This window comes from Roseburia sp. AF42-8 (genome assembly GCF_003435965.1).
Classification (GTDB): Bacteria; Bacillota; Clostridia; order Lachnospirales; family Lachnospiraceae; genus Roseburia_C; species Roseburia_C amylophila.
In genome coordinates, this window is record NZ_QTVB01000009.1 from 41,363 (window position 1) to 66,636 (window position 25,274).

A 25,274-nucleotide genomic window follows, 5' to 3' on the forward strand; every position below is an offset into this window, starting at 1 on the left:
GTGTTGTCAGATGTATGGAACATTGAAAAAAATCTTTGCTTTTGCAGGCAGCAAAAAAGGGCTTTTGAAAAAATCCCTGTTGTTTGCGTTTCTGTCCGGGCTGTTTTCAGCCATGCAGTTTGCCGCCCTCTTTGTAGTGATCGGTGCGCTGGTATCTGACAACCGGGACGGAAGCATTGTCTGGATTTCGTTGGGAATTATGGCGGTATCCCTCATCGGGCGTATTATCACGACCTACTTTTCCACGATGGAGCAAACGGAAACTGGATATTGCATGGTAGCGGAAAAGCGTATCCACATTGGAGATCGGCTGCGCTATATCCCGATGGGCTACTTCAACAAGAATAGTATCGGGAACATTACCGCCATTGTCACAACAACTTTGGGCGATGTAGAGAACTCAGCAGCCCGTGTCCTGGTGTCAGTGCTGGGCGGTTTTTTCAACTCGGTTGCCCTCGTCATCGTCCTGTTGGTATTTGACTGGCGGATCGGTCTTGTGGCCGCTGCCGGTGTCCTGATTTACCTTGCGGCGGCGGAACTGGCGCTTCGCAAATCTGCCGCGCTCAGCGGGGTACGCCAGCACACACAGGAGTCCCTTGTGGAGTCTGTGTTGGAGTACATTCAGGGGATGGGGATTGTCAAAGCATTTGGACTGGAACGGGACAGCACGCAGTCTATCGGCAGTGCAATTAAGGCGAGCTGCCGGGACAACCTGAAACTGACAAAGGCCAGTGTTCCCTATGACGCCATCAAACAGGCCGTTGTCCGGGTGTTTAGCGTCCTGTTGCTTTTGGCCTCGGTCTGGTTCTGGCTGGACGGCTCCCTGTCGCTGGCCTACGGCTTGATTTTGGTGATTGCTTCTTTCATGGTGTTCAACGATTTGGAGAACGCCGGGAATATGGCCTCTTTGCTGCAAATGCTGGCGGCCTCGATGGATACGGCAAACTCCATTGATGACACGCCGGTGATGGACGAGAAAGGCGCTGACATTACGCCGAAGTCCAGCGAGATCGTGTTTGACAAGGTGGATTTTTCCTACGCAGACCGCAAGATATTAGATCAGGTCAGCTTTACCATTCCCGAAAAAACGACTACGGCCATTGTCGGCCCTTCCGGGGCAGGAAAGACAACGATGTGCAATCTGATTGCCCGTTTTTGGGATGTGAATGCCGGGAAGATTACCATAGGCGGTACGGATGTACGGGATTTTAAGCTGGACAGCCTGATGAAGAATATCTCGATGGTGTTCCAGAGCGTATACCTCTTTGCAGATACGATTGAGAACAATATCAAGTTTGGCTGCCCGGATGCTACCCATGAACAAGTGGTTGAAGCGGCGAAAAAGGCTTGCTGCCATAACTTTATTTCTGCCCTGCCGGATGGCTATGACACCGTGATTGGCGAGGGAGGCGGTAGTTTGTCCGGCGGCGAGAAACAGCGGATTTCCATCGCCCGCGCTATGCTGAAGGACGCACCTATCATCATTTTGGACGAGGCAACAAGCAGCGTTGACCCGGAGAATGAGGATGAATTGCAGCGGGCTATCGAGGCATTGACCCATGACAAGACCATCATCATGATTGCCCACCGTCTGAAAACCGTCCGCAACGCCGATCAGATCCTTGTACTGGACAACGCTCATATCGTCCAGCGCGGCACTCATGCGGAGCTGATCCAGCAAAAGGGCCTGTATGCCGATTTTGTATCGGCCAGACAGGAGGCCATCGGCTGGAAGCTGGCTCAGTAAAGGAGGTTCAGATGAAACTTCATGCGTCCGGGGAGGACTACCTGGAAACCATCCTTGTTCTCCAAAAGAAACGCGGTATGGTGCGCTCCGTAGATGTGGCCCGGCACATGGAGGTATCAAAGCCCAGCGTGTGCCATGCAGTGGCTACCTTGCGGGACGGCGGCTTTCTTATGATGGACGAAGATCACTTTCTCCATCTGACCGATGTGGGCCGCGAGGTAGCCGAAAAAATCTACGAGCGTCACTGCTTCTTTACCGAGCAGCTTATCACCGCAGGCGTTGACCCCAAAACTGCGGAGGCCGATGCCTGTCGTATTGAACACATCATCAGCGATGAGAGTTTTGACCGGCTGAAAGAGGTAGCCGAACAAGAGCAAAACTAAAACCGAATAAGCCAAGCGATCCTGCCCCGCAAGACGGGGAAAGAAAAAAACCGTTGCAGGGCAGGCAGCTTTGTGCGCCCAAAATGGATTTTCCGGGTACTGCGGCGGTTTTGAGTAACATCAAGGCCGCCGTTCCTTATGCCCTCGACAAAGGAGTGACGACTACACGCTGACACGGCGGCTTTAGGAGGGAACCGCCATGAAGCACATTGACCGTCGACAAATTCAGACGATATTTCACTACCGTCAAAAAAAGCCCAGTCAACGAACAGGCCCCGTCTGGTAGCCGGTGCGAAAATTGTCATTCTGTAAGTGAATATTGGAGTTTTTGCGCTCGAATAGCTTTTTGCTGTCCGGGCGCTTTTTTGTCCCTATGGAGCCGGAACATCGGGTCAGCATGGCCCGAACTTTATCCCCGGTGCCGTTCTCCGCCGCCCCATTCAGATTTTCCCGAAAAATCTGAATGGAGGAAAGGCAGATGGAAGTTACCATCAATTATAACGGACAAGCTGTGGCCGTGGAGGTCACGCTGGAAGTCTATGAATTTCTTGACCGGGCCGATCACAAAACGGAGAACCTGTTCCATGAACAGCGGCGGCATTGGGATGGCCGGGAGTTTGACGAGTACATCATTACCACCGAGGGTGTAGGAGCCTACGGCGAAACGCCGGAAGAATACCTTTGCCGCAAGGAAACACTGCATGAGCTGATGGCTGTTCTGGACACCTGTACCGAGGCCCAGCGCCGCCGGTTCTTGCTCTATGCGCTTGACGGACTGAGCCTTGCAGAGATCGGTGTGCTGTGCAGTTGCTCCAAAGTGGCTGTGTATCAAAGTGTGGAGGCGGTCAGAAAAAAATTTATAAATTTCTTTGAGAACAGGCTTAACGAATGACCTGTTTTCTGGCTACCAAGTGAAAGGGATCATTTCCCTTATCTCAGCGAGGGGCGGACAGCGGATGAGCTGCCCGCCTCTCCGATTTTCAGGAGGTAAGCCTATGAAAACAATCAATCTGCGGTGGATGTATCCCCACTACCGGCATGACGAGTTTGTGGATGTTACGGACGAGGTATGGGCAGCGATGTATCAGGCCAAGCGGGAGATGGAGAACTATGAGCGTCGGAAAGTCTACCACCGCGCCTACTACTCTCTGGACGCATACAGCTGGCTGGAAAATTACGCACTGGAACACAGCAGATCGCCGGAAGATATTTTGCTGGAACGAGAAGAAATGACCACCCGCCTATACCTGATTGCAGCTCTGCCGGTGGCTCTGGCTCATGCCACTCCGACACAGGCCCGCCGTGTTCACGCCTACTACATTGCTGGTATCAGGCAGCCGGAAATCTCTCGGATAGAGGGCGTCCACAGCAGCAAGGTCAGCGTTTCCATCCGCCGGGGTCTGCGGAATATGCGCCGCTGCTATGATGGCCTTTTCCAAACAGAGTGAGGGCATGCCTATGCAGACCATCAATCTCAAACAATATTATCCATTTTGCAAAGAGGACATTTTTGTGGAGGTGTCCGATGAGATCGTCGAAGCGTTTCTTCTGGACAAGAGAGCCGAGGCCGCCAGAGATCGCAAGATGTTCCGGTATAAGGCGTTTTATTCCCTCGATTGTAACGATGGAATCGAAAATGCCGCCATCGGCTGGGCGCAGCCATCGCCGGAGGACTACCTGATAGAAAAAGAAGAATTAGCCGAATACGAAGAACTGATACGGCGATTGTACGAAGCCATTTCTTCCCTGCCGCCTATGCAGGCTCGCCGTGTCCACGCCCGCTATATGCTGGGTATGAAAGTGAAAGATATTGCCGCAATGGAGGGTATCACGCCATCACAGGCGGGAAAATCCATCCATGCCGCACTGCGGAGGCTGCGCCGGTACTTTGCGCGTCAGAAATGGACGGTCAATCTATGAGTATTTCCATCAATCTATGAGTATTTCCAAAGAAAAGAGGTGCCTGACATGAACGAAAAAATTACAGCCCACCCCCAAAAAGAAGAACGGGAGAAAGTCCTGAAGGAGATTCGGCAGCTTGAAAACCGAAAGAAGATTTTGGAGAACAAGCAGCGGAACGAAGAACGCAGGGTTCGCACCCGCCGCCTGATTGAACGCGGAGCCGTTTTGGAGGGGATTTTTCCGCTGGCTCCCGACCTTTCCGGCGCGGAGGTCAAAGCATTTCTGATTGCCCTGTCCCATCTTCCGGGGGCTGCGGAATTGACTGCAAACCTGCCAAAATCCGGGGACACGCCATAAGTCCCTTGTTTACAAGGGCGCACTTATACACCGTTGCCGGTGCTGTGCGCCCTGCCGGGGGTATTGCGTACTTCGTCCGCGATGGGAAGCTACGCTCCCCAAACCCCTTGTGCGCTCTGCGCAGCCAAACACCCGCTTTGCGTTTGTCCGGCTCCACAGAGCCTATTATCCCCTCACTGAAAGGAGGTGTTCCCCATAGATTTCTGTCATATCCCCGTCAGTATCATCAAGCGCAGCGCAGGCCGTTCTGCCGTTGCCGCAGCTGCTTACCGCAGCGGAACCAAGCTGACAAATGAATGGGACGGAATGACCCACGACTACACCCGGAAAGGCGGCATTGTCCATGCGGAGATCATGCTGCCAGCCCACGCCCCGCCAGAATTTGCAGACCGTTCTATCCTCTGGAACAGCGTGGAGCAAATCGAGAAAGCAAGGGACAGCCAGCTTGCCCGCGAGATTGAGGCAGCTTTGCCCCGTGAACTGTCCGGCGAACAACAGCTTGCCCTTGTGCGTGCCTATGTGAAGGACAACTTTGTAGACAAAGGAATGTGCGCCGATTTTGCTATCCATGACAAGGGAACCGGCAACCCTCATGTCCATATCATGCTGACACTCCGGCCTTTGAAAGAAAATGGACAGTGGGGCGCAAAGTGCCGCAAGGCATACGATCTGGACGAGAATGGACAGCGTATCCCGGATGGGAAAGGCGGCTGGAAAAATCATCGGGAGGATACGACCGACTGGAACGATAAAGGAAATGTGGAGATTTGGCGGGCAGCGTGGGCAGCCTACACCAACCGGGCACTGGAATCTGCCGGTAGACCGGAGCGCATTGACCACCGCAGCTACAAGCGGCAGGGCATTGATAAAATTCCCTCTGTCCATCTGGGGCCAGCCGCCAGCCAAATGGAAAAGCGCGGTATCCGCACCGACAAGGGAGAAGTAAACCGGCAGATCGACGCCGACAACAAGCTGCTCAAGGAAATCAAGGCTCGCATTACCCGTCTTTATCTCTGGTCGAAAGACGAAGCGGAAAAACCACAAACGCAGCAAAGCAGCTTGACCGCCTTGTGGGAGGCCCAGCAGCAGTTGAACGCTCCCCGCACCCGCACCGGCAAAATCCGAGCTTTGCAGGAAAGCGCTGCGCTATTCAGCTTTTTGCAGGCAAACGGCATCCAGTCTATGCAGCAGCTTCATGAAAAAATCGCTGATATGAACAGCTGTTACTATGACCTGCGGGGAAAGATCGTCAAGGCTGAGCGTCGGATCGCCATTCTTACCGAACGCGGGGAGATGTGGGAACAGTACAACCAGTACAAGTCCATCCACAAACAGCTTGCCAAAGTAAAGCCGGAAAAGCGGGAACAGTTTGAGCAGCGCCACAGCCGGGAACTGATCCTGTATGACGCAGCAGCCCGGTATCTGAAAGAATTGAAAGACAGCGGCGAGGGGATCACCCCGAAGGCATGGCAGCGGGAGATCGACCAGCTGACCGCCGGAAAGCAGACGGACACGCTTGCCATGAAATCCATGAGGGAGGATTTGAAAGCAGTGGAACGGCTCCGCAAAACCGCCGATCAGCTGTCACGACAGGAACGGGACAAGCCTCACGACCGGGAGCCGGATCGGTAAAGGATACTGCATTTTGGCGTACCCCTGTCAAGTGCGTCGCGTTTCACGACACCCTTTTGCACACAGAAAAACCGCCGTACAGGTTTCCCCATACGGCGGCAGTCGGTTTATTTGCCGAACAAGTCGCTGTGTGTGCCGGTGCGGGCCAGCGTCAGCACCAGAACATCATCCTCTATGCGGTAGACAAGCAGCCAGTCCGGGAGAATATGACATTCCCGATGGCCTGCCCAATCGCCGGACAGGTCATGGTCACGGTTCTTATCCGGCAGCGGTTCGCCCATCGCCAGCAACGCTACGACCTGCTCCAGCAGTTCGATCTTCAAGCCACGCTTGATGGCTCGTTTGTAGTCTTTTTTGAAACTGGTCGTGTACTTGACGGTATATTTGGTTTCTTTCATCTTTTCAGGTCAGCAAATAACTCGTCAAGGTCATTGTAGCCCTTTACAGACGGGTCTTTTGCAATCCTTTCCGCTTCCAGCATGGCAGCAACCGTTTCTTTGTTCGGCTGTTCCAGCCTTACTTCAAAGGGAATGCCGCCTTCACGAAGCGACTGGCGCACAAAGATGTTAAACGCCGTAGTCAGGTTCATGCCAAGTTCAGTAAACAGTGCGTCCGCCTGCGCTTTCAAATCTGCGTCCATGCGGATACTGATGTTTGTGGTATTTCCAGCCATACGATCAACCCCTTTCTGCTGGCAATTATAGTATATGCCATTTGCACGAAGAAAACAATACTTTGCACGAATATTTAACAATAAATTCATTTAAGGAGGTTACCGACTTTATGAAAGAAATCATTTATGAAGAACAATAAGTCTGAACCTATCCTCGTCATGGATTACCGCCAGTACCGCAGAGTGCGGAGGCTGGTGCATGAGTGCTGTAACTACATCGACGGAAACTGTATCGCCCTGGACGATGGGGAGGAATGTGTCTGTGTCCAGTCTATTTCCTACTCCCTGTTGTGCAGGTGGTTTCGGGCGGCGGTATTGCCGCAGGATAAGGAACTGGAAACGGCGCTGTTCCACCGGCTGAATGCTAAGAAATGCGCCGTATGTGGGGCGCTGTTTACCCCCGGTTCCAACCGGGCCAAATACTGCCCGGAATGTGCCGCACGCATGAAGCGGATCAATGCCGCAAAGCGCAAACGGAAACAACGGGAGAAATGTCACGCTTTAGGGGCTGAAAAACCCTTGTAAATCAAGGCTTTTTTCGAGGGTGTCAAAGGTAGGCTGATAGATTTATCTTCCGACCACTAAAACGGCCTTAAAATGCGTACAGAATCCCAAGAGAAACCCCAAGGAGGAACCCATGTCAGACAATCGAAAATATTACTACCTGAAACTCAAAGAAAACTATTTTGACGATGACTCCATCGTGCTGCTGGAAAGTATGCAGGACGGTGTGCTGTACTCCAACATTCTGCTCAAGCTGTATCTGAAATCGCTGAAACACGGCGGGCGGCTCCAGCTTGACGAGAATATCCCCTACACGGCACAGATGATCGCCACCATCACCCGCCAGCAGATTGGCACTGTGGAGAGGGCCTTGCAGATCTTTTTGAAGCTGGGTCTTGTGGAAGTGCTGGACAGCGGCACATTCTACATGAGCAACATCGAACTTTTAATCGGCCAGTCCTCTACCGAGGCTGAGCGAAAGCGGGCTGCGAGGCTCCAAAATAAGGCTCTTTCTGCGCCCCGGACAAACGGCGGACATTTGTCCGACATTCGTCCACCAGAGATAGAGATAGAGTTAGAGAAAGAGATAGAGATAAAGAGAGAGATAGAGAAGGGACACCCCGCCCACACCTATGGCCGTTACCAGAATGTTTTCCTGACGGATGAAGAACTGGCGGACTTGCAGGCCAGCTTTCCTGCTGTATGGGAACAGTACATCGAAAAGCTGTCCGAGTACATGGCTTCTACCGGCAAGCGTTATCAGAGCCATGCAGCCACCATCCGGCGCTGGGCCGGTGAGGACGCAAAAAAGGCAGCCCCGCCCACCCGCAACCGGGATTACAGCGTAAAGGAGGATGAAACCGTATGATGGAGATTACCGCAGAAATCCGGGCGCTGATCGACAAGGCAGCCGTCGGTATGGAACTGGCCGTGGACGAGTACATAGACCCGGCAGACGGCCTCATTCACTGTAAGAAGTGCGGCGGCCAGAGGCAGACTGTTGTGCCATGCTTTGGGAAACCGGGCTACTTCATGCCCCGCTGTATCTGCCAGTGCCAGCGGGAGGCCGAGGAACAGCGCAAGGCCGCCGAGGAACGGCAGCGCCGCATGGAGCGTATCAAGCGCCGGAAGGCCCAGGGCCTGCAAGACCGCTATCTGTACGACTACACCTTTGCCAACGACAACGGCCAAAATCCCCTGATGGACAAGGCCCGCGCCTATGTGGAGAACTGGAAGGAGGCTTACAAGAACAACACCGGCCTGCTGTTGTTCGGGGATGTGGGAACCGGCAAGTCCTTTTTCGCCGGTTGCATCGCCAACGCCCTGCTTGACCGGGATGTGCCTGTGCTGATGACGAACTTTCCCACCATTCTGAACCGCCTGACGGGGATGTTTTCCGAGGACAGGGCCGACTTTATCGCCAGCTTTGATGAGTACGACCTGCTTATCATTGACGATCTGGGTGTAGAGCGCAGTACCGAATATGCTATGGAGCAGATGTTTTTCGTCATCGACAGCCGCTACCGCAGCCGCAGGCCCATGATTATCACAACAAACTTGAAACTGTCCGAGCTGAAAAACCCGCCTGATCTGGCCCACGCCCGTATCTATGACCGTATTCTGGAACGGTGTGCGCCGATTCTTTTTGACGGGAAGAATTTCAGGGAAGAAAATGCCGGTGCTACCCGACAGGCAGCAAAAGACATTGTAAACAGTAAGCAAGACTGATTTTTTACCGGGCGGCACAGACCCGTTCGGAGAAAGGAGCGCCATGAACAGAGAACCCCGTGCTATGCAGGTGGCAGACGCCGCTACTGCGTCCAGAGCGCCGGAAAACACGCCAGCGATGGTAAAGAAAATCGGTAAGACAACCTACAAGGTTCATGTCCATTTCAGCAATACCAGCACAGAAACCATGAGCGATAAAATCAAGCGTATGCTCAAAAATGAAATTCAGCAGATGTGACAGACTGATAAACGAAGCCGCCTTGTGCTAAACTGATGATGGTACGCACCAAAATTTTTGTCAAGGAGGACACGAAAATGCTTTACACAGAAAAAGAGAGGCATGAAATTGAACGAGTAAAGGAGGTCTTTGCGGAACATCTGCGGCAAAGCCCTGATTTTGAACTGCTCTGGTCGGACAAGGTAGGCTATGTCTGGCTGGCGATTGGCGTCAATCCAGTCTATGTGGATACCGGTATCAGAATCGAATCAGCCGCCGATCTCTGCGGCAGGTGTTTGGATGATGTTGCTACGGATGTTTTATATATGACAGGCAACGATCATGCACTGGAAGCAGCCGATCCGCTGGAATTGGCCGAAATCAAGCGGCGCTGGGAGCCATATATCAACCAGCTGCCAGACTATGCGTATCTCTGCAAAGACCTGCTGAACGGAAAAATGTAATCTATCAAACGAGGTGTCAGGAGCCATACGGTGCTTCTGGCACCTTTTTTGTAGATTTTTGTGAATTTGATTAAAAAGTCCTTGACAATTTGTCTCTGGAAAGACAGCAAAATCAATTCTGATTAGCTGTGGTGCGAGGTTGGCGCCATTTGATATTAAGGAGCTGCGTGACCTGACTTCTTATGATGAACTGGAGCTTGATACTCTGGGAGAAAAAAAGACAGCATTGTTTGTCATTATCTCGGATACTGATGCGACATTCAATTTCATTGTAAGTATCATGTATTCGCAGTTGTTCAATCTGCTTTGTGACAAGGCAGATGATGTATATAACGGGAGACTGCCGATTCACGTCCGGTGTTTACTGGACGAGTTTGCGAACATCGGGCAGATTCCACAGTTTGAGAAGCTGATTGCTACTATCCGTAGCAGGGAAATATCAGCTTCTATTATTTTGCAGTCAAAGTCACAGCTAAAGGCTCTGTACCGGGACAACGCTTCCACGATTGAAGGAAACTGCGACACTACCCTGTTTCTGGGAGGAAAGGAGAAAGATACTCTGAAAGATCTGGCAGAAATCCTTGGAAAAGAAACGATTGACCTTTACAATACCTCGGATACGAGAGGTACGAGCCAGTCCTACGGTCTGAATTATCAAAAGACCGGAAAAGAGTTAATGAGTCAGGACGAGATTGCGGTCATGGATGGCAGTAAGTGTATCATGCAGCTTAGAGGTGTAAGACCTTTTTTCTCAGATAAATTTGATATAACGAAGCATAAGCAGTACCCGCTGTTATCCGATTATGACAAAAAGAATGAATTTGACATTGAAAAATACGTCAAGAACCGGAACAAACTGCGTTTTAAGCAGAATGATATGGTGGATGAGGTATGCGATGTCGGAGAAATCACAGCTTAACTTCTGGTCACAGCGTCCAGAAGTGACCTTACAACTAAATATTGGAACTATTGTTATGGGAGTTTTTCTGAAAAATCATAAATCAGAACAGCTCCCTTTTTTATTTCATTTTTCAGGAAAAAGGAGACAAACGAATGAGCTTTTTTACAGCATCAGTAACAGGACTTAAAACAGTAGTAACCGCTATCGGAGCAGGTGTAGGCGTGTGGGGAGTTATCAATCTTCTCGAAGGATATGGAAACGATAATCCCGGTGCAAATGCTCATGTACGGTAGAGAAGCAAGCAACCGAAAACAAGAGATAGACCGCCAGCACCACACTATTCCGAACAAAAGAACCAAAGACAAGCATTATGGAAATGTGCATAACAGGCTATGGAATCATGGATAACTCTATTCACAGGACATGGAAAGCTAAGGTGCAGCTTTCCCACGTTCTGTAAGAAGAATTTACTGGGCTTGTATTCCTGTCTGCTGAAGATATGGGATAATGGGAAAGGCTACTGACCTTTTTACTATTGCATATACAATATTTTTGTATTCTCTCTCCCACCATAATAGTATCATACAAATTTCATGATTACAAGACTGTTTATATAGGCAAACGTGTGCTAAACTAGCCTAGCAATGTATCAGTGAGAATTTTTCTGTTGTTTTTTATCAAGGAGGGTATTTTTTATGGGAAATAATCAATCAGAAAGAGAGTACGAAGAAATAAGATTAAAGCAAACTATATCTTTAGCCGAGGAACAATTAAAACAAGCAAAAGAAGCAGCAGAAAAAAAGAAATCACAAATTATCGAAGCCAAAAAAGAAGTTCGTGAAAACGCAACACATAGTGTTACAAATCTATACACTTCTGACGGATTTGAGGCACTTGTTGAGTTAAGTCAATATATGAACCCTGTTACAGATAAAATTGTAGATTATGAAGAAGAAGAACACAGAATACTTTTACTGGAAAACATGATAAAATCACCATATTTTGCCCGTATTGATTTTAAATTTGATGATGAGGAAGAATGTGAAAAAATATATATCGGACGTTCCTCTCTACGGAAAAACAGTTATCAGGAGATGTATGTTTATGATTGGCGATCACCGATTGCAAGTATTTTTTACCGCTTTATGAAAGGAGAAGCATTTTATGACGCTCCATGCGGGCGGGTAACAGGTGAACTCAAATTAAAACGTCAGTATGAAATAAAGAATGGAGTGTTAAAGTATTTTTTTGATACAGATGTGCAGATTGTTGATGAATTTTTAAGACAACTATTATCACAGAATACCACCGCCAAAATGAAAGCGATAGTTGAAACAATACAACAAGAACAGGACGCTGTTATCAGAGATATGGAAAACGACCTGTTAATGGTGCAGGGCGTGGCAGGAAGCGGTAAAACTTCCATTGCCCTTCATCGGGCAGCTTATCTTATGTATCAAGGATTACAGACAAAGTTGTCCGCAAATAATATTATGATTATTTCCCCTAATACTATATTTGAGCAATATATTTCTAATGTGTTGCCCGAATTGGGAGAAGATAATGTTATCTCCGTTGTATTTGAGGATATTCTAAAAATGCTGTTAAAAGGCAGGAAAATTCAGTCCAAGAACGATTTTTTAGCAAAAATAATTGCTCCCTCACAATACAAAAAAATTTATAAAGACAGTATCGAGTTTAAAGCGTCAAAACTTTTTGGGGAAATATTAGACAAATTTATTTATGATATTCCATGCCAATGGATAGAATTTGATGATGTTTATTATGAAGGAACATGTGTTGTAAACAGGCAGACTCTACAAGATAAGATACTGGGAAGAACAGAAACTCCATTAGGCATAAAGTTAGAGCAATTAGAAGATTATATTTTAGAACTAATATTTGGAACAGGAAAGGGACGGGGACATAAAGCAGAAAAAAATTTAGTAAAGCAGGAAATACAAAAATTTATAAAAATTGATATATTTGAGTTGTATAAAACATTATTTAGCAATGAATCCTATTTTTTCAGTTTATTGCAAAATAATAATTCCTCAGAGAGCATAAAGGAAATCCGGGAATATACGAAAGAAAATCTGGAAGCAGGCTGTATATACTATGATGACGCAATAGCAATGCTTTATTTATATTTAAAAATATACGGAACGAATGAATATAAAAATATCAAGCAGGTTGTCATTGATGAAGCTCAAGACTATTACCCGCTTCAATATGAAATATTCGGCTTATTATTTCCAAATGCTAAATTTACAATCTTAGGGGATATGAAACAAACCCTTGCCAAAAAAGAGGATATATCTTTCTATGAAGAAATTCATAAAATACTGAATAAGAAAAAATCTTCTCTTATCGTGTTGAACAAAAGTTTCCGTTGTACGAATGAGATATTAAATTTTAGCTTAAAATTCATAGAACAAAGTCCACAGATAAAAAGTTTTAATCGGAAAGGGGATAGCCCGGAAGTATTTATTGCGGATAATTCCGAAGTCTTTATTGACAAGATTGTTGAAGAGGTAAAATCATGCCAAGAAAAAGGATTACAGTCAATAGGATTAATTTGTAAAACTGAAAATAATTCCATCTGCTTGTATAACAAAATAAAGCACAAACTAGATATACAAATAATCAGAAATGGAAGTGCAGCAGAGTTACAAGGTGTATTCATTATACCAGTATATATGTCAAAGGGGTTGGAATTTGATGCCGTCTTAATTTGTGATGCAGACAATCAAAACTACTATGATGAAGATGATAAAAATCTCTTATACGTTGCCTGTACCAGAGCACTCCATAGACTTAGCTTATTTTGTGAAAAAGAAGTTAGCCCATTGATATATGCAACTTCTAAACATACAAAACTAGCGCAGACAGAATAGGTCATGAAAACACATGGATAAGTTAATAATAATTCGGACAGATAATCAGAACAACTTATATGAACAAATTATATCGTTAATAACTGCCAATCAAGCTAAAATGGAAACCATGTCTTTTGGTGTTTTTCCTACACTCTTTTTTCCGGGACTGGAAATAAGGCAGCACCAACGCCGGGTATTTAGGGACGGGGAGGAAATAAACCTTACCCGCCTTGAATACAGTACCTTGTATTCCTTGCTTCCAATCCCGGCAATGTCCTCACACAAGAACAGATTTTTGAAGCCGTTTGGAACATGGATAGCGATAGCTGCCATTCAAGTGTTGTCAACGTGATTTACAACCTACGGAAAAAGATAGAGCCGGACAGCAAAAACCCCACCTACATAAAGACCGTTTTAGGCATAGGCTACAAGTTTGCTTCCGGGGAATGACAACCGAATAACCGCCGCCCTTTTTGGCAGTCAGTAAACAGGAAATCAGAAAAAGGTTTCCTGTTTTTTTGCGCCCGTTTTTGTCAAATACTGTTACGAAAACACGAAAAGATTTTCCGGGGGACTTTGCCATATTTTTCTTCCAGTGCGTAGTAATAATGACGGGAAAAATATTGCCGCAAAGTTGGCAGAAGCCCCGCCCTCTCCGTCGAGGGTATCAGCAGAAGCCTACACAGCGGAATCCGTCACTTTCTTAGAGCAAGATTCTACCACAGTACCAAATTTCGCCTACCGGCTCATTTTGTCCTGCGGGAATCTTGTTGGGGTTGCCACCCCAAGCCCGCCTTTTTGCGGCTTGTGCCGCTTGAAAAAATCCACCCACGAAAGGAGGTTCACAGCCATGAAAAAATACAACACGCCCCACCGCCGCCGGGTAATTAAGACGCGCTTGACCGAGGAAGAATACGCCGAGTTTTCCGAGCGTGTCACCCTCTGCAAAATGAGCCAGTCTGAATATATCCGGCAAGCCCTAACCAAGTCAAGAATACGCCCGGTTATCACCGTTTCCCCGGTCAATGATGAATTGCTGTCTGCCGTTGGGAAGCTAACTGCCGAATATGGCAAGATAGGCGGCAACTTGAATCAGATTGCCCGCTGTCTGAACGAATACGGCGCACCTTATAACGCACTCTCCCAAGAGGTGCGAGCCGCCATAGCAGAGCTTGCTGCCTTGAAGTTTGAAGTCTTGCAGAAAGTAGGTGAAGCCGTTGGCAACATTCAAACATATCAGCTCTAAAAATGCCGACTATGGAGCTGCCGAGCAGTACCTAACTTTTGAGCATGACGAGTTTACCATGAAGCCCACTCTTGATAAAAATGGGCGGCTTCTCCCCCGTGACGATTACCGCATAGCTTCCCTTAATTGCGGCGGGGAAGATTTCGCCATAGCGTGTATGCGCTCCAATCTGAAATACGGCAAGAACCAAAAACGGGAGGACGTAAAGAGCCACCATTACATCATCAGTTTTGACCCCCGTGACGCACAGGACAACGGCTTGACCGTAGACCGGGCGCAACAGTTGGGCGAGCAGTTTTGCAAAGAGCATTTCCCCGGACACCAAGCCCTTGTATGCACCCACCCGGACGGGCATAACCACAGCGGCAACATTCATGTGCATATCGTAATCAATTCCCTACGGATTGCCGAAGTGCCGCTACTGCCCTACATGGAAAGACCAGCGGACACAAGGGAGGGCTGCAAGCACCGCTGTACGGACGTAGCTATGGAGTATTTCAAAGCGGAAGTCATGGAGATGTGCCACCGGGAAAACCTCTATCAGATTGACTTGCTGAACGGGAGCAAGAACCGTGTCACCGAGCGTGAGTATTGGGCGAAGCGGAAAGGACAAGCCGCACTGGATAAAGAGAACGCTTCCCTTGCCGCCACAGGAGAGCCGCCCAAACTTACAAAATTTGAAACCGACAAGGAGAAGCTACGGCGCACGATCCGCACCGCCTTATCCTCTGCTATCTCTTTTGAGGACTTCTCCGGGAAGCTGCTACAACAGGGCGTGACCGTCAAGGAGAGCCGGGGGAGGTTATCGTATCTCACCCCGGACAGGACGAAGCCAATCACCGCCCGGAAATTGGGTGATGATTTTGACCGTGCCGCCGTACTGGAAACACTCACCCTAAACGCACAGAACGCCGCCAGAGCCGCCGAAAAGCCCTCACCCAAAGAGGAATACCCACACAGCATAAAAGACCGCTTACAGCGCAATAAAGCCGCTATAAATGCCCCGAAAAATGACGGAGTACAACGCATGGTAGACATAGCCGCCAAGAGAGCCGAGGGCAAGGGAAAAGGCTACGAGAAATGGGCGACCTTGCACAATCTGAAGCAAATGGCGGCGACCATGAGCATTTACGATGAATCCGGCTTTTCTTCCCCGGAAGAACTGGAAGCCGCCCTTGCCGCCGCCAGTGCCGGGCTGCATGAAGTGACCGGGAAGCTGAAAGCCGTGGAAAGCACCTTGCGGGAGAAAAAGGACTTGCAGAAGCAGCTATTAGCCTACATCAAGACCAAGCCCGCCCGTGACGGATTGCGGGCGCAGAAAACGGAGAAAGCCCGGAGAGCCTACCGTGAGCAGCACGAAAGCGATTTTATCATTTCCGAATCTGCCGCCCGGTATTTCAAGGCACAGGGAATCTCCAAGCTGCCAGCGTCCAAAGCCCTACAAGCGGAGATTGAGCAGCTTACACGGGAGAAGAACACGCTTTACAACGAATACCGGGAGAAGAAAGAAAATGTCCGGGAATTGCAGACCATAAAGGGCAATATCGAGCAGATTTTGAGGGGCGCACCGAGCCAGCAGAAAAAACACGAACAGGAACGATAATAAAACAGCCACAGGAGGTATCACAATGAGATTTACAAACAGCGAGCTTGAAATGATTTACCAGTACGTCGTACCCACCAAAGCGGAAACCATAGGCGGCATGAAAGAAACCGTACCCGTGATTAAAGACCTGTTGACAAGGGTAATCATGGAGAACGCCATAGAAAAGCTGCAAAAGATACCAGAGCCGGACTGCAGCCAGTTCATAGCCGACAACAAAGCCCGTTTCCTTGCGGGGCATGAAAACTCTATCCGGCGGCTTGCGGAAGCAAAGGCACAGCAGCCAGTCATGCAGGGGCATGACTTGACGGGCATGGAGCGTTTTCTCCCCGAAACCCGCCACATGATAGTCCTTGACGTAAAGACCAGTGACAGCCCCGTGGGATTTCCGGGGGAACGCCACCGCTATTTCCTCTCTGATGAGGGCTATAAGAACGCAAGAGCCAGCGAGGGGCGGGGAGAAATCAAAATAAAGAGCCATGCCGCCGTAGCCGCCGGGAAGCTGTACCCGGACAGGAAGCCGGAAAGGGAGCGTTAAGGCATGGGCGCAAAGATACCGGGTATGGACTACCGCCAGCACCGGGCGGCGTGTCGGCTTGTGCATGAGTGCTGCAACTACGATAACGGCAACTGTATCTTGCTGGATAACGGCGAGCCTTGCGTATGTGTGCAGAGTATCAGCTATTCCCTCTTGTGCCGCTGGTTCATTGCCGCCGTGCTGCCGCTGGACAGGAAACTGGAAGCCGCCCTACTCCACCGGGCAGACAGGAAACGCTGTACCGAGTGCGGCGGGTATTTTCTCCCCAAGTCAAACCGGGGGAAATACTGCCCGGATTGCGCCGGACGCATGAAAAGAACCAAAGCCGCACAGCGCAAGCGGAAACAGAGGGATAAATGTCACGCTTTAGGATATTCCAAACCCCCGTAAATCAAGGCTTTTTTGACCGCCCTCAAAGGGTATGTGATACTTTTATCCTTTACCCCCGGAAAAGCCGTTTTTATTGCGTAACAGAAGCCACAGACAGGAGGTGAATGCCATAGCCGATTATATGACCGCTGAAACAATCATACCGTCCTATCTCCCCTACCCCCGTTTTCTGCTGAAAATGGACTTGTCACAGACCGCAAAGCTGCTCTATGCGCTGCTGTTAGACCGTTCCACCCTCTCACAGAAGAACGGCTGGCAGGACGACGAGGGCAGGGTTTACATAGTCTACCCCATAGCGGAGATGGCGGAAATACTGGATAAGGGCAGGACGACTATTCAGGACGCATTGAATGAGCTTGCCGCCGCCGGGCTTATGGAACGGAAACGGACACGCTTTGCCGCCGCCAACCACATCTATGTGAAAGTGCCGCCAGTAGTACAGGTTTCCGTACCTATGACAGCCGGAAACCCGGACACCATAAGCCCGGAAAGCCGGACTTATGACGACCGGGAAACCGGACTTATGATGTCCGGAAAACCGGCTCCTAACAACTATAATATAAACAAACTAAAAGAGAGCCACCAAATGGGAGTGAGTGGGGAACAGCCCGCACCCTTTGGCAGATACAAAAATATTTTCCTCTCTGAAAGCGAATATGCGGAACTGAAAGAGGAATACCCGGACAGGCTGGAACGGTTCATTGAGGAATTGAGCCAGCATATAGCCGCCAACGGGAAAAGCTACACCAACTATGCCGCCGCTATCCGTATATGGGCGGGGCGTGACAGGAAAGGCACGGGGAAGAAAGGAATCCCCGATTATTCCTACAAAGAGGGCGAGAGCCTTTGACAACAGAAATAGAACGCCCCGTAAACAGGGCGTGAAAGACCATGAACAAGGAGGAACGATTTTATGTGTGATTATGATAATGCCATTTTCCGGCTTGCCACAACACAGGAAGCAGAGCCGGAGGACTACACGGGCGAGGACGGGCTTTTATATTGCGGGAGCTGCCGCCAGCCCAAAGAAGCCTATTTTGCAGAGGGCAAGACGCTTTTCGGACGTGACCGCCACCCCAAAGAATGTGACTGCCAGCGGAAACGCCGGGAAATGCTGGAAGCCGCAGACCGGGAACAGAAGCACCGGGAGGAAGTGGAACGGCTGAAAAGAAAGGGCTTCACCGACCCGGCTATGAAAAGCTGGACTTTCGGGAACGACAACGGCAAATGCCCCCAAATGGAGAAAGCCCGCCGCTATGTGGAACAATGGGAGCAGATAAAGGACGGAAACCACGGAATGATTTTATGGGGAGAAGTCGGCACAGGCAAGAGCTATTTTGCCGGGTGTATCGCCAATGCCCTTATGGAGCGTGAAGTATCTGTCTGCATGACAAACTTTGCGGCGATACTCAACGACCTTGCCGCCAGCTTCAAAGACCGCAACGAATATATCTCCCGCCTTTGCAGCTTCCCCTTGCTTATCCTTGACGATTTCGGCATGGAGCGTGGCACGGAATACGGCTTAGAGCAAGTCTATAACGTGATTGACAGCCGATACCGCAGCGGCAAGCCGTTAATCGTGACAACGAACCTCACGCTGGAAGAATTGCAGAACCCGGAGGACACCGCCCACGCCCGGATTTATGACCGCCTTACGGAAATGTGCTGCCCCGTCTGCATTACCGGGGAGAATTTCAGAAAAGGCAAAGCACAGGCGAAAATGGAACGCCTTAAAACGCTGCTGAACAGAAAGGAGAGCCTATGACCGACACCCCCAACAGAAGCACCGCTACTACTGCCCGCCGCCCGGATTGTGTGACCGAGGTACGCCGGGGGAACACCGTCCTTGTGGTTTCCGGCTATTTCAAACAGGACACTACCGCCACCGCCGCCGACAAGATGATGAAAGTGCTGGAAGCGGAAAGCGCAGCCGGGGGAACTGCCGCCCACGCCATGTAAAGTGACATTCCTTACTGAAATTTATTCGACATTATGTGTCATAAAGTAGCAAAAAGGACTGTACAGCCAGCCCCGCCGTGTGGTATAATAAACTTACGGAATAGTGGGGCTGGCTGTCGGAAACGGAGGAAACCATGTTAAGACAGACCACCCAAAAAATCACCGCCCTTTATCCGAGGTTATCCCATGAGGACGAGCTGCAAGGCGAGAGCAATTCCATAAGCAACCAGAAGCGAATCCTTGAAAACTACGCAAAACAGAACGGCTTCGGCAATCTGAAATGGTACACGGACGACGGTTATTCCGGGGCGAATTTCCAAAGACCCGGCTTCCAGTCCATGCTTGCCGACATTGAAGCGGGGCTTGTGGGAACGGTCATTGTAAAGGATATGTCACGGTTAGGGCGAAACTATCTTCAAGTGGGAATGTACACAGAAATGATTTTCCCACAGAAAAACGTCCGTTTCATTGCAATCAATGACGGAGTAGACAGCGCACAGGGCGACAACGATTTTGCACCCTTGCGTAACATTTTTAATGAATGGCTGGTGAGGGATACGAGCAAGAAAATCCGGGCGGTAAAACGCTCAAAAGGCATGAGCGGGAAGCCTGTCACAAGCAAGCCCGTGTACGGCTACCTCATGGACGAGGACGAAAATTTCATCATTGACGAGGAAGCCGCCCCCGTGGTGAAGCAGATATACAGCTTATGCCTTGCCGGGAATGGACCGACCAAGATAGCCCGTGTCTTGACGGAACAGCAAACACCCACGCCGGGGACGCTGGAATACCGCCGGACGGGAAGCACACGCCGCTACCACCCCGGCTATGAGTGCAAATGGGCGACAAACACCGTGGTACATATCCTTGAAAACCGGGAGTACACGGGCTGCCTTGTGAACTTCAAGACCGAGAAAGTGTCCTACAAGGTAAAGCAGAGCAAGGAGAACCCCGCCGAAAAGCAGGTAATCTTTGAGAACCACCACGAGCCAATCATAGACCGTGACACATGGGAGCGTGTGCAGGAGCTGCGCAAGCAGCGCAAACGCCCCAACCGCTATGATGAAGTGGGCTTGTTCTCCGGCATACTCTTTTGTGCCGACTGCGGCAGCGTCATGTACCAGCAGAGGTATCAGACGGACAAGCGGCGGCAGGACTGCTACATATGCGGCAGCTACAAGAAGCGCACGGCAGACTGTACGGCGCACTTTATCCGCACCGACCTCTTGACCGAGGGAGTGACCGAGAATTTACGGAAAGTCACCAGCTACGCTGCCAAGCACGAAGCCCGGTTTATGAAGCTGTTGACCGAGCAGACCGAGGACGGGAGCAAACGCCGGAACGCCGCCAAGAAGAAAGAGCTGGAAGCGGCAGAAAAGCGGATTGCGGAACTCTCCGCTATCTTCAAGCGGCTGTATGAGGACAGCGTGGCGGGGCGCATATCAGACGAGCGTTTCACGGAGCTTTCGGCAGACTATGAAGCCGAGCAAAAGGAACTGAAAGAACGTGCCGCCGTTCTGCAGGGCGAGCTTTCAAGGACACTGGAAGCCACGGCAAACGCTGTAAAGTTTATGAAAGTAGTCCGCAAGTACACCAGCTTTGAGGAACTCACCCCTACCCTTTTACGGGAGTTTGTGGAGAAAATCGTAATCCACGAATCGGAAGCCCTTGACGGGAAACGCCGGGGGAAGCTCCGCAGACAGGAAATCGAAATCTATTACTCTTTTGTCGGCAAGGTAGAATTGCCCGACTAAAGCCCGACCCGTCCGGCAGTCAGCCGGACAGGGAACGGCAAAATTTTTTACACTTCTTTTACTTCTTTATCTCACATGAGCAAAATCACAGGGCATCAAGCAGCTTATGAGTGGCGGTGGCATCATCATTGTGGCACAGACGGTAATTCCACAGCTTACTACGCTGTTCTCATAATTCATGGGCGGGATCATTGACAAGATTACTGAATTCATAAAGGAACTGTTGCAGGGGTGGGTTCTGACCAACTTTGAAACCATGTTTACCGATGTCAATGACAAGGTAGGCACGATTGCAGGGGAGGTCAGCAAAACTCCCAGCACATGGAACTCCGGTATTTTTGATATGATAAAAGCCTTGTCCGACAACGTGATGATTCCCATAGCGGGTATGATCATCAGCTTTGTACTCGTCTATGAGCTTATTTCCATGGTCATTGATAAAAACAACCTGCATGACTTCAATACAGCAATCTTTATCCGCTTTTTTATGAAAGCATGTATTGCAGTCATGCTTCTTAGCAAGACTTTTGACATTGTAATGGCGGTATTTGATGTGGGAAGCCATATCGTAAATTCTGCCGCATCAGCGATTACCGGAAGCACCAGTATTGATGTGGCAAGCACTTTGCAAACAATGTTCAATGAGCAGTTTTCGGAAATGAGCATAGGAGAGCTGTTGGGACTGGGAATGGAGACCATGATCGTCAGTTTATGTATGAAAATCATGTCAGTCCTTATCACCGTCATTCTTTATGGGCGAATGATTGAAATATATCTTTATGTATCAGTAGCACCAGTTCCCTGTGCAACCGTAACCAACCGGGAATGGGGAACGATAGGAACGAATTATTTTAAGGGGCTTTGTGCTCTAGCATTTCAGGGATTTTTTATGATGGTATGTGTTGCAATCTATGCAGTGCTTGTGGCAGGTGTGGCGGTTGCTGATAACCTGCATACCGCACTCTGGTCAGTGGCGGCATATACCGTTATCTTATGTTTTTCACTCTTTAAGACTGGTTCATTATCGAAATCTATCTGGAATGCGCACTAAGGGAGGAATGATATGGCAATATCCGTGCAGGTGCCAAAGGATTTGTCCGGTATCAAGACAAAAGTGGCACTGAACTTAACAAAGAGACAGATCATCTGTTTCAGCGGTGCGGCAGTAGCCGGAATCCCCTTGTACTTTTTAACAAAGGGACTGATCGGAACATCAGCTGCATCACTGCTTATGATGGGAGCAATGCTTCCGTTCTTCTTTTTTGCAATGTATGAGAAAAACGGGTTCCCGGCGGAGAAGATTTTGTATTTTATGCTCCGGCAGAAGATACTCACACCGGGCATAAGACCATACCGGTCGGAAAATTTATACAAGCAGTTGGAAGAAAAAGAAAAATTACGAAGGGAGGTTCGTTATCTTGAAGAAAAAGCAAAAGGCAGAACCGGAAAGTCGCAGAAAAAGCAGTTATAAGGGCAATAGCAGGAATAACAGCAAAAGCGGTGGTCTTACCTTTTCAGAGAAGAAGCGTCTTATACAGTTGAAACATATTTTATCGGGAAAGAGCAATGAGAAAGAAAAGCCGACTACCGCACAAAAGACGATTACTTTTGAAAAGATGTTCCGGGACGGTATCTGTCAGGTCAGCCACCGTTATTATACAAAGATGGTGGAATTTTTTGATATAAACTATTCGCTTTTGGAAGTGGATGAGCAGGCGGACATACTGGCACAGTACAGTAAGCTCATCAATTACTTTGATCCGTCTGTGAAGTTTGAACTGGTGCTTTTCAACAGGCAGGTCAACGAGCAGATGCTTACGGAACAGTTTGACATTCCATGGCAGGAGGACGATTTTAACGACATTCGTGAAGAATATACGGAAATGTTAAAGAAGCAGGCGGCAAAGGGAAACAATGGTATCATCAAATCAAAATATCTGATTTTTGGTGTGGAGAGCAATGGCTACAAGGAAGCCAAGAGCCGCCTTAATAACATTGAAAAAGATGTCATACGGAACTTAAATAACATAGGAACCCTTGCGAGGGGACTGGACGGAAAGGAAAGACTGCGTATCCTACATGAATATTTTAACCAGGATACCATGGAGCCTTTTCGCTTTTCGTTTAAGGATCTGGCAGAATCCGGTAAGTCGGTCAAGGACTATATTGCACCGCCGGGATTTGATTTCCGCTATCCAAACCGCTTTAAGTCGGGAAATATGTATGGCTGCGTATCCTATCTGGATATTATCGCACCGAAGTTTACGGACGAGCTGATCAAGCAGCTTCTTGACATTGATGCCAACCTGACAATCTCCATGCACATGCAGACGGAAGATCCGGTAAAGGCAATCAAGAAGTTAAAAGCGGTCATTTCCAATATTCAGAAGATGAAAATTGAGGAGCAGAAAAAGGCAGTCCGGAGCGGTTACGATATGGATATTTTACCGACTGACATTGTGACCTATGAAAAGGATACGCTGGAATTTCTGGACGACCTGAATACGAGTAACCAGAAGATGATCAACATGACATTCCTTATTACCTGTTATGGCAGAACCAAGCGGGAACTGGAGAGCTTAATGCAGAGGGTGTCCGGTATCATTCAGCAGGCAAACTGTGACCTCAGATGTTTACAGTATTTACAGGAGCAGGGCCTTATGGCATCTGCACCGATTGGTTGCAATGAAACCGGAATTGAACGCACCCTTTCCACAAAGAGTACCGCAATCTTAGTACCATTCTGCACACAGGAATTGTTTATGCCTGCTCCGGCAATCTATTATGGATTAAATGCACTCAGCAACAACATGATCATGGCTGACCGCAAAAGACTTCGTACACCAAACGGAGTTATCCTTGGAACACCGGGAAGTGGTAAGAGTTTTAGTGCAAAGCGTGAGATTTTAAGCTGTTTCCTTATCACAAAGGACGATATTATCATCTGCGATCCGGAGGGCGAGTATTTTGCACTTGTGGCGGCATTACATGGACAAGTGGTAAAACTTGCCACCAATTCCAAAGACTATCTGAACCCTATGGATATTCAGTTGAGCCATAAGGGGGATAAGGAAGCATTAAAACTGAAATCGGATTTTATCATAACATTATGTGACCTGATCGCAGGTGGCAAGGATGGTCTGGAGAACGATGAGAAAGGTATCATCGACGAATGTATCCGTCATATTTACGATAAATATTTTGAAAATCCGGTGCCGGAAAATATGCCGATACTGGAGGATTTATACAACGCACTTCTGAAGCATAAGAATCCAAAGGCAGAGCGTATCGCAAACAGCCTTGTGCTGTATGTGCATGGTTCCCAGAATTATTTCAACCACCATACCAATGTGGACAGTGGCAACCGTATCATGTGCTTTGACATCAGAGACTTGGGAAATCAGTTAAAGGAACTTGGAATGTTGATCGTGCAGGATGCGGTTTGGAACAGGGTATCACAGAACAGGGAGCGAAAGATTGCAACACGTTATTACTGTGATGAGTTCCACCTATAAAAGCAATCCAGATATAGATATGGAACGCTCGAAAGATAACTACCATCTTGTGAATCCGCCGAGGTACACCTACAAGAAAGAGATTAACCGCATGGTAGCCGAAGCAGGGTGCAGGACGAGGAAAGATAGCGTGATGATGGTGGAAACGCTTATCACGGCTTCGCCAGAATTTATGAACAGCCTGCCGCCCAAAGAACAGAAAGCGTATTTTACGATGGCTCTGGATTTCATTTCAGAGCGTGTCGGGGAGAAAAATATCCTCTCCGCAGTCGTCCACATGGACGAGAGAACGCCGCATATGCACCTCTGTTTTGTGCCGATTACACCAGACAATAAGCTGTCTGCCAAAACAATTTTAGGCAATCAAAAGAGCCTGTCCGAATGGCAGACCGCCTACCATGAGCGGATGTCCTCACGGTGGAATCAGCTTGAAAGAGGTCAGTCCTCAATGGAAACGAAGCGGAAACATGTCCCCACATGGCTCTATAAGTTGGGCGGCAGGCTTGATAAACAGTATGAGGAAATTGTGTCTGCACTGTCCGACATCAACGCCTTTAATGCAGGGAAGAAGCGTGACAAGGCTCTGGAACTGATTGCGGCATGGCTCCCAGACGTGGAGAAATTCTCAAAGGAAATCAGTAAGCAGAGTGCCTATATCAATAGCCTAAAGGAGCAAATCGGGCAGGAATCAGACTATGCGGGGCGTATGCGTGATGAAAAGTATGAGCAGGAACTAAAGGTGCAGAAAGCGAACCAGAAGATATTTGAGTTGCAGAGAACCAACGAGCAGATGGGGCGGCTGCTCTCAAAGATACCGCCCGAAGTGTTGGAAGAATTGCAGAAAAACCATAAAAGCAGAGCGAAAGAAAGGTAGATATGTGA

General features: G+C 48.8%; 26 protein-coding genes and 5 pseudogenes. 29 read left to right on the forward strand and 2 right to left on the reverse strand.

Translation table 11 applies throughout. The features are described 5' to 3' along the window. Window positions 1-10: 10 nt before the first annotated feature. The 7 genes from DW059_RS05695 to mobQ all read left to right on the forward strand — a co-directional run bounded on the left by DW059_RS05695 (window position 11) and on the right by mobQ (window position 6,021). Window positions 11-1,747 (forward strand): ABC transporter ATP-binding protein, encoded by a 1,737-nt coding sequence (locus DW059_RS05695; protein WP_004797310.1) that lies wholly within the window; start codon window positions 11-13, stop codon window positions 1,745-1,747. An 11-nt stretch (window positions 1,748-1,758) separates the two neighbouring features. Then, entirely contained in the window at window positions 1,759-2,130 is a 372-nt protein-coding gene (locus DW059_RS05700; RefSeq protein ID WP_117698128.1) for a metal-dependent transcriptional regulator, read from the forward strand. 478 nt (window positions 2,131-2,608) lie between these two features. Further along, window positions 2,609-3,022, forward strand: a complete 414-nt coding sequence (locus tag DW059_RS05705) for an RNA polymerase sigma factor (protein WP_062808220.1) — start codon at window positions 2,609-2,611, stop codon at window positions 3,020-3,022. Window positions 3,023-3,125: 103 nt separating this feature from the next. Further along, entirely contained in the window at window positions 3,126-3,578 is a 453-nt protein-coding gene (locus DW059_RS05710) for an RNA polymerase subunit sigma-24 (protein ID WP_117698129.1), read from the forward strand. Between the two features lie 10 nt (window positions 3,579-3,588). Next, window positions 3,589-4,050 (forward strand): RNA polymerase sigma factor, encoded by a 462-nt coding sequence (locus tag DW059_RS05715; protein ID WP_009296689.1) that lies wholly within the window; start codon window positions 3,589-3,591, stop codon window positions 4,048-4,050. 48 nt (window positions 4,051-4,098) lie between these two features. Next, window positions 4,099-4,389, forward strand: a complete 291-nt coding sequence (locus DW059_RS05720) for a DUF3847 domain-containing protein (RefSeq protein ID WP_024739841.1) — start codon at window positions 4,099-4,101, stop codon at window positions 4,387-4,389. A 186-nt stretch (window positions 4,390-4,575) separates the two neighbouring features. After that, window positions 4,576-6,021, forward strand: coding sequence for a MobQ family relaxase (gene mobQ, locus DW059_RS05725; RefSeq protein ID WP_117698130.1), 1,446 nt, complete (start codon window positions 4,576-4,578; stop codon window positions 6,019-6,021). A gap of 107 nt (window positions 6,022-6,128) precedes the next feature. Here mobQ and DW059_RS05730 read toward each other — a convergent pair whose 3' ends face one another. Next, the gene (locus tag DW059_RS05730; RefSeq protein ID WP_002596328.1) at window positions 6,129-6,419 is read right to left on the reverse strand and encodes a type II toxin-antitoxin system YafQ family toxin; all 291 of its coding nucleotides are present in this window, start codon (window positions 6,417-6,419) and stop codon (window positions 6,129-6,131) included. Further along, entirely contained in the window at window positions 6,416-6,694 is a 279-nt protein-coding gene (locus DW059_RS05735) for a type II toxin-antitoxin system RelB/DinJ family antitoxin (RefSeq protein WP_005924829.1), read from the reverse strand. Before DW059_RS05735 ends, DW059_RS05730 begins: the two co-directional genes overlap by 4 nt. 126 nt (window positions 6,695-6,820) lie before the next feature. Between DW059_RS05735 and DW059_RS05740 the strand changes: the two genes are divergently transcribed. The 22 genes and pseudogenes from DW059_RS05740 to mobV all read left to right on the forward strand — a co-directional run. Beyond that, window positions 6,821-7,219, forward strand: a complete 399-nt coding sequence (locus DW059_RS05740; RefSeq protein WP_117698131.1) for a cysteine-rich VLP domain-containing protein — start codon at window positions 6,821-6,823, stop codon at window positions 7,217-7,219. Window positions 7,220-7,331: 112 nt separating this feature from the next. Next, window positions 7,332-8,066, forward strand: a complete 735-nt coding sequence (locus DW059_RS05745) for a phage replisome organizer N-terminal domain-containing protein (RefSeq protein WP_117698132.1) — start codon at window positions 7,332-7,334, stop codon at window positions 8,064-8,066. Beyond that, a complete protein-coding gene (locus DW059_RS05750; RefSeq protein WP_117698133.1) occupies window positions 8,063-8,926 on the forward strand; it encodes an ATP-binding protein in 864 nt (287 codons plus the stop codon). The genes DW059_RS05745 and DW059_RS05750 overlap by 4 nt, the downstream gene beginning before the upstream one ends. A gap of 64 nt (window positions 8,927-8,990) precedes the next feature. Next, entirely contained in the window at window positions 8,991-9,164 is a 174-nt protein-coding gene (locus tag DW059_RS05755; RefSeq protein ID WP_005924807.1) for a transposon-encoded TnpW family protein, read from the forward strand. 77 nt (window positions 9,165-9,241) lie between these two features. Beyond that, a complete protein-coding gene (locus tag DW059_RS05760; RefSeq protein ID WP_117698135.1) occupies window positions 9,242-9,607 on the forward strand; it encodes a hypothetical protein in 366 nt (121 codons plus the stop codon). Window positions 9,608-9,692: 85 nt separating this feature from the next. Then, window positions 9,693-10,526: pseudogene (locus tag DW059_RS05765) on the forward strand (VirD4-like conjugal transfer protein, CD1115 family); the annotation flags it as partial. Between the two features lie 134 nt (window positions 10,527-10,660). Continuing rightward, window positions 10,661-10,789, forward strand: a pseudogene (locus tag DW059_RS05770) (Maff2 family mobile element protein); the annotation flags it as partial. Window positions 10,790-11,203: 414 nt separating this feature from the next. Further along, window positions 11,204-13,405, forward strand: coding sequence for a HelD family protein (locus DW059_RS05775; RefSeq protein WP_117649098.1), 2,202 nt, complete (start codon window positions 11,204-11,206; stop codon window positions 13,403-13,405). Between the two features lie 100 nt (window positions 13,406-13,505). Further along, window positions 13,506-13,837: pseudogene (locus DW059_RS17565) on the forward strand (winged helix-turn-helix domain-containing protein). A 400-nt stretch (window positions 13,838-14,237) separates the two neighbouring features. Beyond that, on the forward strand, window positions 14,238-14,633 hold the full coding sequence (locus DW059_RS05785; RefSeq protein ID WP_117649095.1) for a plasmid mobilization protein: 396 nt from the start codon (window positions 14,238-14,240) through the stop codon (window positions 14,631-14,633). After that, window positions 14,605-16,236 carry a relaxase/mobilization nuclease domain-containing protein gene (locus DW059_RS05790; protein WP_117649093.1) on the forward strand — a complete coding sequence of 544 codons (1,632 nt, stop codon included), beginning with the start codon at window positions 14,605-14,607 and terminating at the stop codon, window positions 16,234-16,236. The genes DW059_RS05785 and DW059_RS05790 overlap by 29 nt, the downstream gene beginning before the upstream one ends. Window positions 16,237-16,261: 25 nt before the next feature. Continuing rightward, window positions 16,262-16,774, forward strand: a complete 513-nt coding sequence (locus tag DW059_RS05795) for a DUF5720 family protein (RefSeq protein WP_117649091.1) — start codon at window positions 16,262-16,264, stop codon at window positions 16,772-16,774. A 3-nt stretch (window positions 16,775-16,777) separates the two neighbouring features. Further along, on the forward strand, window positions 16,778-17,164 hold the full coding sequence (locus DW059_RS05800) for a cysteine-rich VLP domain-containing protein (RefSeq protein ID WP_117649089.1): 387 nt from the start codon (window positions 16,778-16,780) through the stop codon (window positions 17,162-17,164). Window positions 17,165-17,285: 121 nt separating this feature from the next. Then, window positions 17,286-18,014: a replication initiator protein A gene (locus DW059_RS05805; RefSeq protein WP_117649087.1), complete on the forward strand. Its 729-nt coding sequence runs from the start codon at window positions 17,286-17,288 to the stop codon at window positions 18,012-18,014. 63 nt (window positions 18,015-18,077) lie between these two features. Continuing rightward, window positions 18,078-18,929, forward strand: a complete 852-nt coding sequence (locus DW059_RS05810; protein WP_117649085.1) for an ATP-binding protein — start codon at window positions 18,078-18,080, stop codon at window positions 18,927-18,929. Then, the gene (locus tag DW059_RS05815; protein ID WP_117649083.1) at window positions 18,926-19,123 is read left to right on the forward strand and encodes a transposon-encoded TnpW family protein; all 198 of its coding nucleotides are present in this window, start codon (window positions 18,926-18,928) and stop codon (window positions 19,121-19,123) included. The genes DW059_RS05810 and DW059_RS05815 overlap by 4 nt, the downstream gene beginning before the upstream one ends. Window positions 19,124-19,257: 134 nt before the next feature. Further along, on the forward strand, window positions 19,258-20,877 hold the full coding sequence (locus DW059_RS05820) for a recombinase family protein (RefSeq protein WP_117649081.1): 1,620 nt from the start codon (window positions 19,258-19,260) through the stop codon (window positions 20,875-20,877). Between the two features lie 91 nt (window positions 20,878-20,968). Continuing rightward, window positions 20,969-21,052 (forward strand): annotated as a pseudogene (locus DW059_RS05825) (Maff2 family mobile element protein); the annotation flags it as partial. Between the two features lie 3 nt (window positions 21,053-21,055). After that, window positions 21,056-21,928: a VirB6/TrbL-like conjugal transfer protein, CD1112 family gene (locus DW059_RS05830; RefSeq protein WP_117698137.1), complete on the forward strand. Its 873-nt coding sequence runs from the start codon at window positions 21,056-21,058 to the stop codon at window positions 21,926-21,928. A gap of 12 nt (window positions 21,929-21,940) precedes the next feature. Beyond that, on the forward strand, window positions 21,941-22,348 hold the full coding sequence (locus DW059_RS05835; protein ID WP_117698138.1) for a PrgI family protein: 408 nt from the start codon (window positions 21,941-21,943) through the stop codon (window positions 22,346-22,348). Further along, window positions 22,296-24,392 (forward strand): VirB4-like conjugal transfer ATPase, CD1110 family, encoded by a 2,097-nt coding sequence (locus tag DW059_RS05840; RefSeq protein WP_242986138.1) that lies wholly within the window; start codon window positions 22,296-22,298, stop codon window positions 24,390-24,392. Before DW059_RS05835 ends, DW059_RS05840 begins: the two co-directional genes overlap by 53 nt. Then, window positions 24,388-25,266 (forward strand): annotated as a pseudogene (mobV, locus tag DW059_RS05845) (MobV family relaxase); the annotation flags it as partial. The gene DW059_RS05840 and the pseudogene mobV, both read left to right, overlap by 5 nt. Window positions 25,267-25,274: the final 8 nt, after the last annotated feature.

Excerpts from the sequence above, each read along its gene's own strand:
- DW059_RS05695 (WP_004797310.1), top strand. The coding sequence starts at position 11 with ATGTATGGAACATTGAAAAAAATCTTTGCTTTTGCAGGCAGCAAAAAA.
- DW059_RS05700 (WP_117698128.1), top strand. The coding sequence starts at position 1,759 with ATGAAACTTCATGCGTCCGGGGAGGACTACCTGGAAACCATCCTTGTT.
- DW059_RS05705 (WP_062808220.1), top strand. The coding sequence starts at position 2,609 with ATGGAAGTTACCATCAATTATAACGGACAAGCTGTGGCCGTGGAGGTC.
- DW059_RS05710 (WP_117698129.1), top strand. The coding sequence starts at position 3,126 with ATGAAAACAATCAATCTGCGGTGGATGTATCCCCACTACCGGCATGAC.
- DW059_RS05715 (WP_009296689.1), top strand. The coding sequence starts at position 3,589 with ATGCAGACCATCAATCTCAAACAATATTATCCATTTTGCAAAGAGGAC.
- DW059_RS05720 (WP_024739841.1), top strand. The coding sequence starts at position 4,099 with ATGAACGAAAAAATTACAGCCCACCCCCAAAAAGAAGAACGGGAGAAA.
- DW059_RS05730 (WP_002596328.1), bottom strand. The coding sequence starts at position 6,419 with ATGAAAGAAACCAAATATACCGTCAAGTACACGACCAGTTTCAAAAAA.
- DW059_RS05735 (WP_005924829.1), bottom strand. The coding sequence starts at position 6,694 with ATGGCTGGAAATACCACAAACATCAGTATCCGCATGGACGCAGATTTG.
- DW059_RS05740 (WP_117698131.1), top strand. The coding sequence starts at position 6,821 with ATGAAGAACAATAAGTCTGAACCTATCCTCGTCATGGATTACCGCCAG.
- DW059_RS05745 (WP_117698132.1), top strand. The coding sequence starts at position 7,332 with ATGTCAGACAATCGAAAATATTACTACCTGAAACTCAAAGAAAACTAT.
- DW059_RS05750 (WP_117698133.1), top strand. The coding sequence starts at position 8,063 with ATGATGGAGATTACCGCAGAAATCCGGGCGCTGATCGACAAGGCAGCC.
- DW059_RS05755 (WP_005924807.1), top strand. The coding sequence starts at position 8,991 with ATGCAGGTGGCAGACGCCGCTACTGCGTCCAGAGCGCCGGAAAACACG.
- DW059_RS05760 (WP_117698135.1), top strand. The coding sequence starts at position 9,242 with ATGCTTTACACAGAAAAAGAGAGGCATGAAATTGAACGAGTAAAGGAG.
- DW059_RS05775 (WP_117649098.1), top strand. The coding sequence starts at position 11,204 with ATGGGAAATAATCAATCAGAAAGAGAGTACGAAGAAATAAGATTAAAG.
- DW059_RS05785 (WP_117649095.1), top strand. The coding sequence starts at position 14,238 with ATGAAAAAATACAACACGCCCCACCGCCGCCGGGTAATTAAGACGCGC.
- DW059_RS05795 (WP_117649091.1), top strand. The coding sequence starts at position 16,262 with ATGAGATTTACAAACAGCGAGCTTGAAATGATTTACCAGTACGTCGTA.
- DW059_RS05800 (WP_117649089.1), top strand. The coding sequence starts at position 16,778 with ATGGGCGCAAAGATACCGGGTATGGACTACCGCCAGCACCGGGCGGCG.
- DW059_RS05805 (WP_117649087.1), top strand. The coding sequence starts at position 17,286 with ATGACCGCTGAAACAATCATACCGTCCTATCTCCCCTACCCCCGTTTT.
- DW059_RS05810 (WP_117649085.1), top strand. The coding sequence starts at position 18,078 with ATGTGTGATTATGATAATGCCATTTTCCGGCTTGCCACAACACAGGAA.
- DW059_RS05815 (WP_117649083.1), top strand. The coding sequence starts at position 18,926 with ATGACCGACACCCCCAACAGAAGCACCGCTACTACTGCCCGCCGCCCG.
- DW059_RS05820 (WP_117649081.1), top strand. The coding sequence starts at position 19,258 with ATGTTAAGACAGACCACCCAAAAAATCACCGCCCTTTATCCGAGGTTA.
- DW059_RS05830 (WP_117698137.1), top strand. The coding sequence starts at position 21,056 with ATGGGCGGGATCATTGACAAGATTACTGAATTCATAAAGGAACTGTTG.
- DW059_RS05835 (WP_117698138.1), top strand. The coding sequence starts at position 21,941 with ATGGCAATATCCGTGCAGGTGCCAAAGGATTTGTCCGGTATCAAGACA.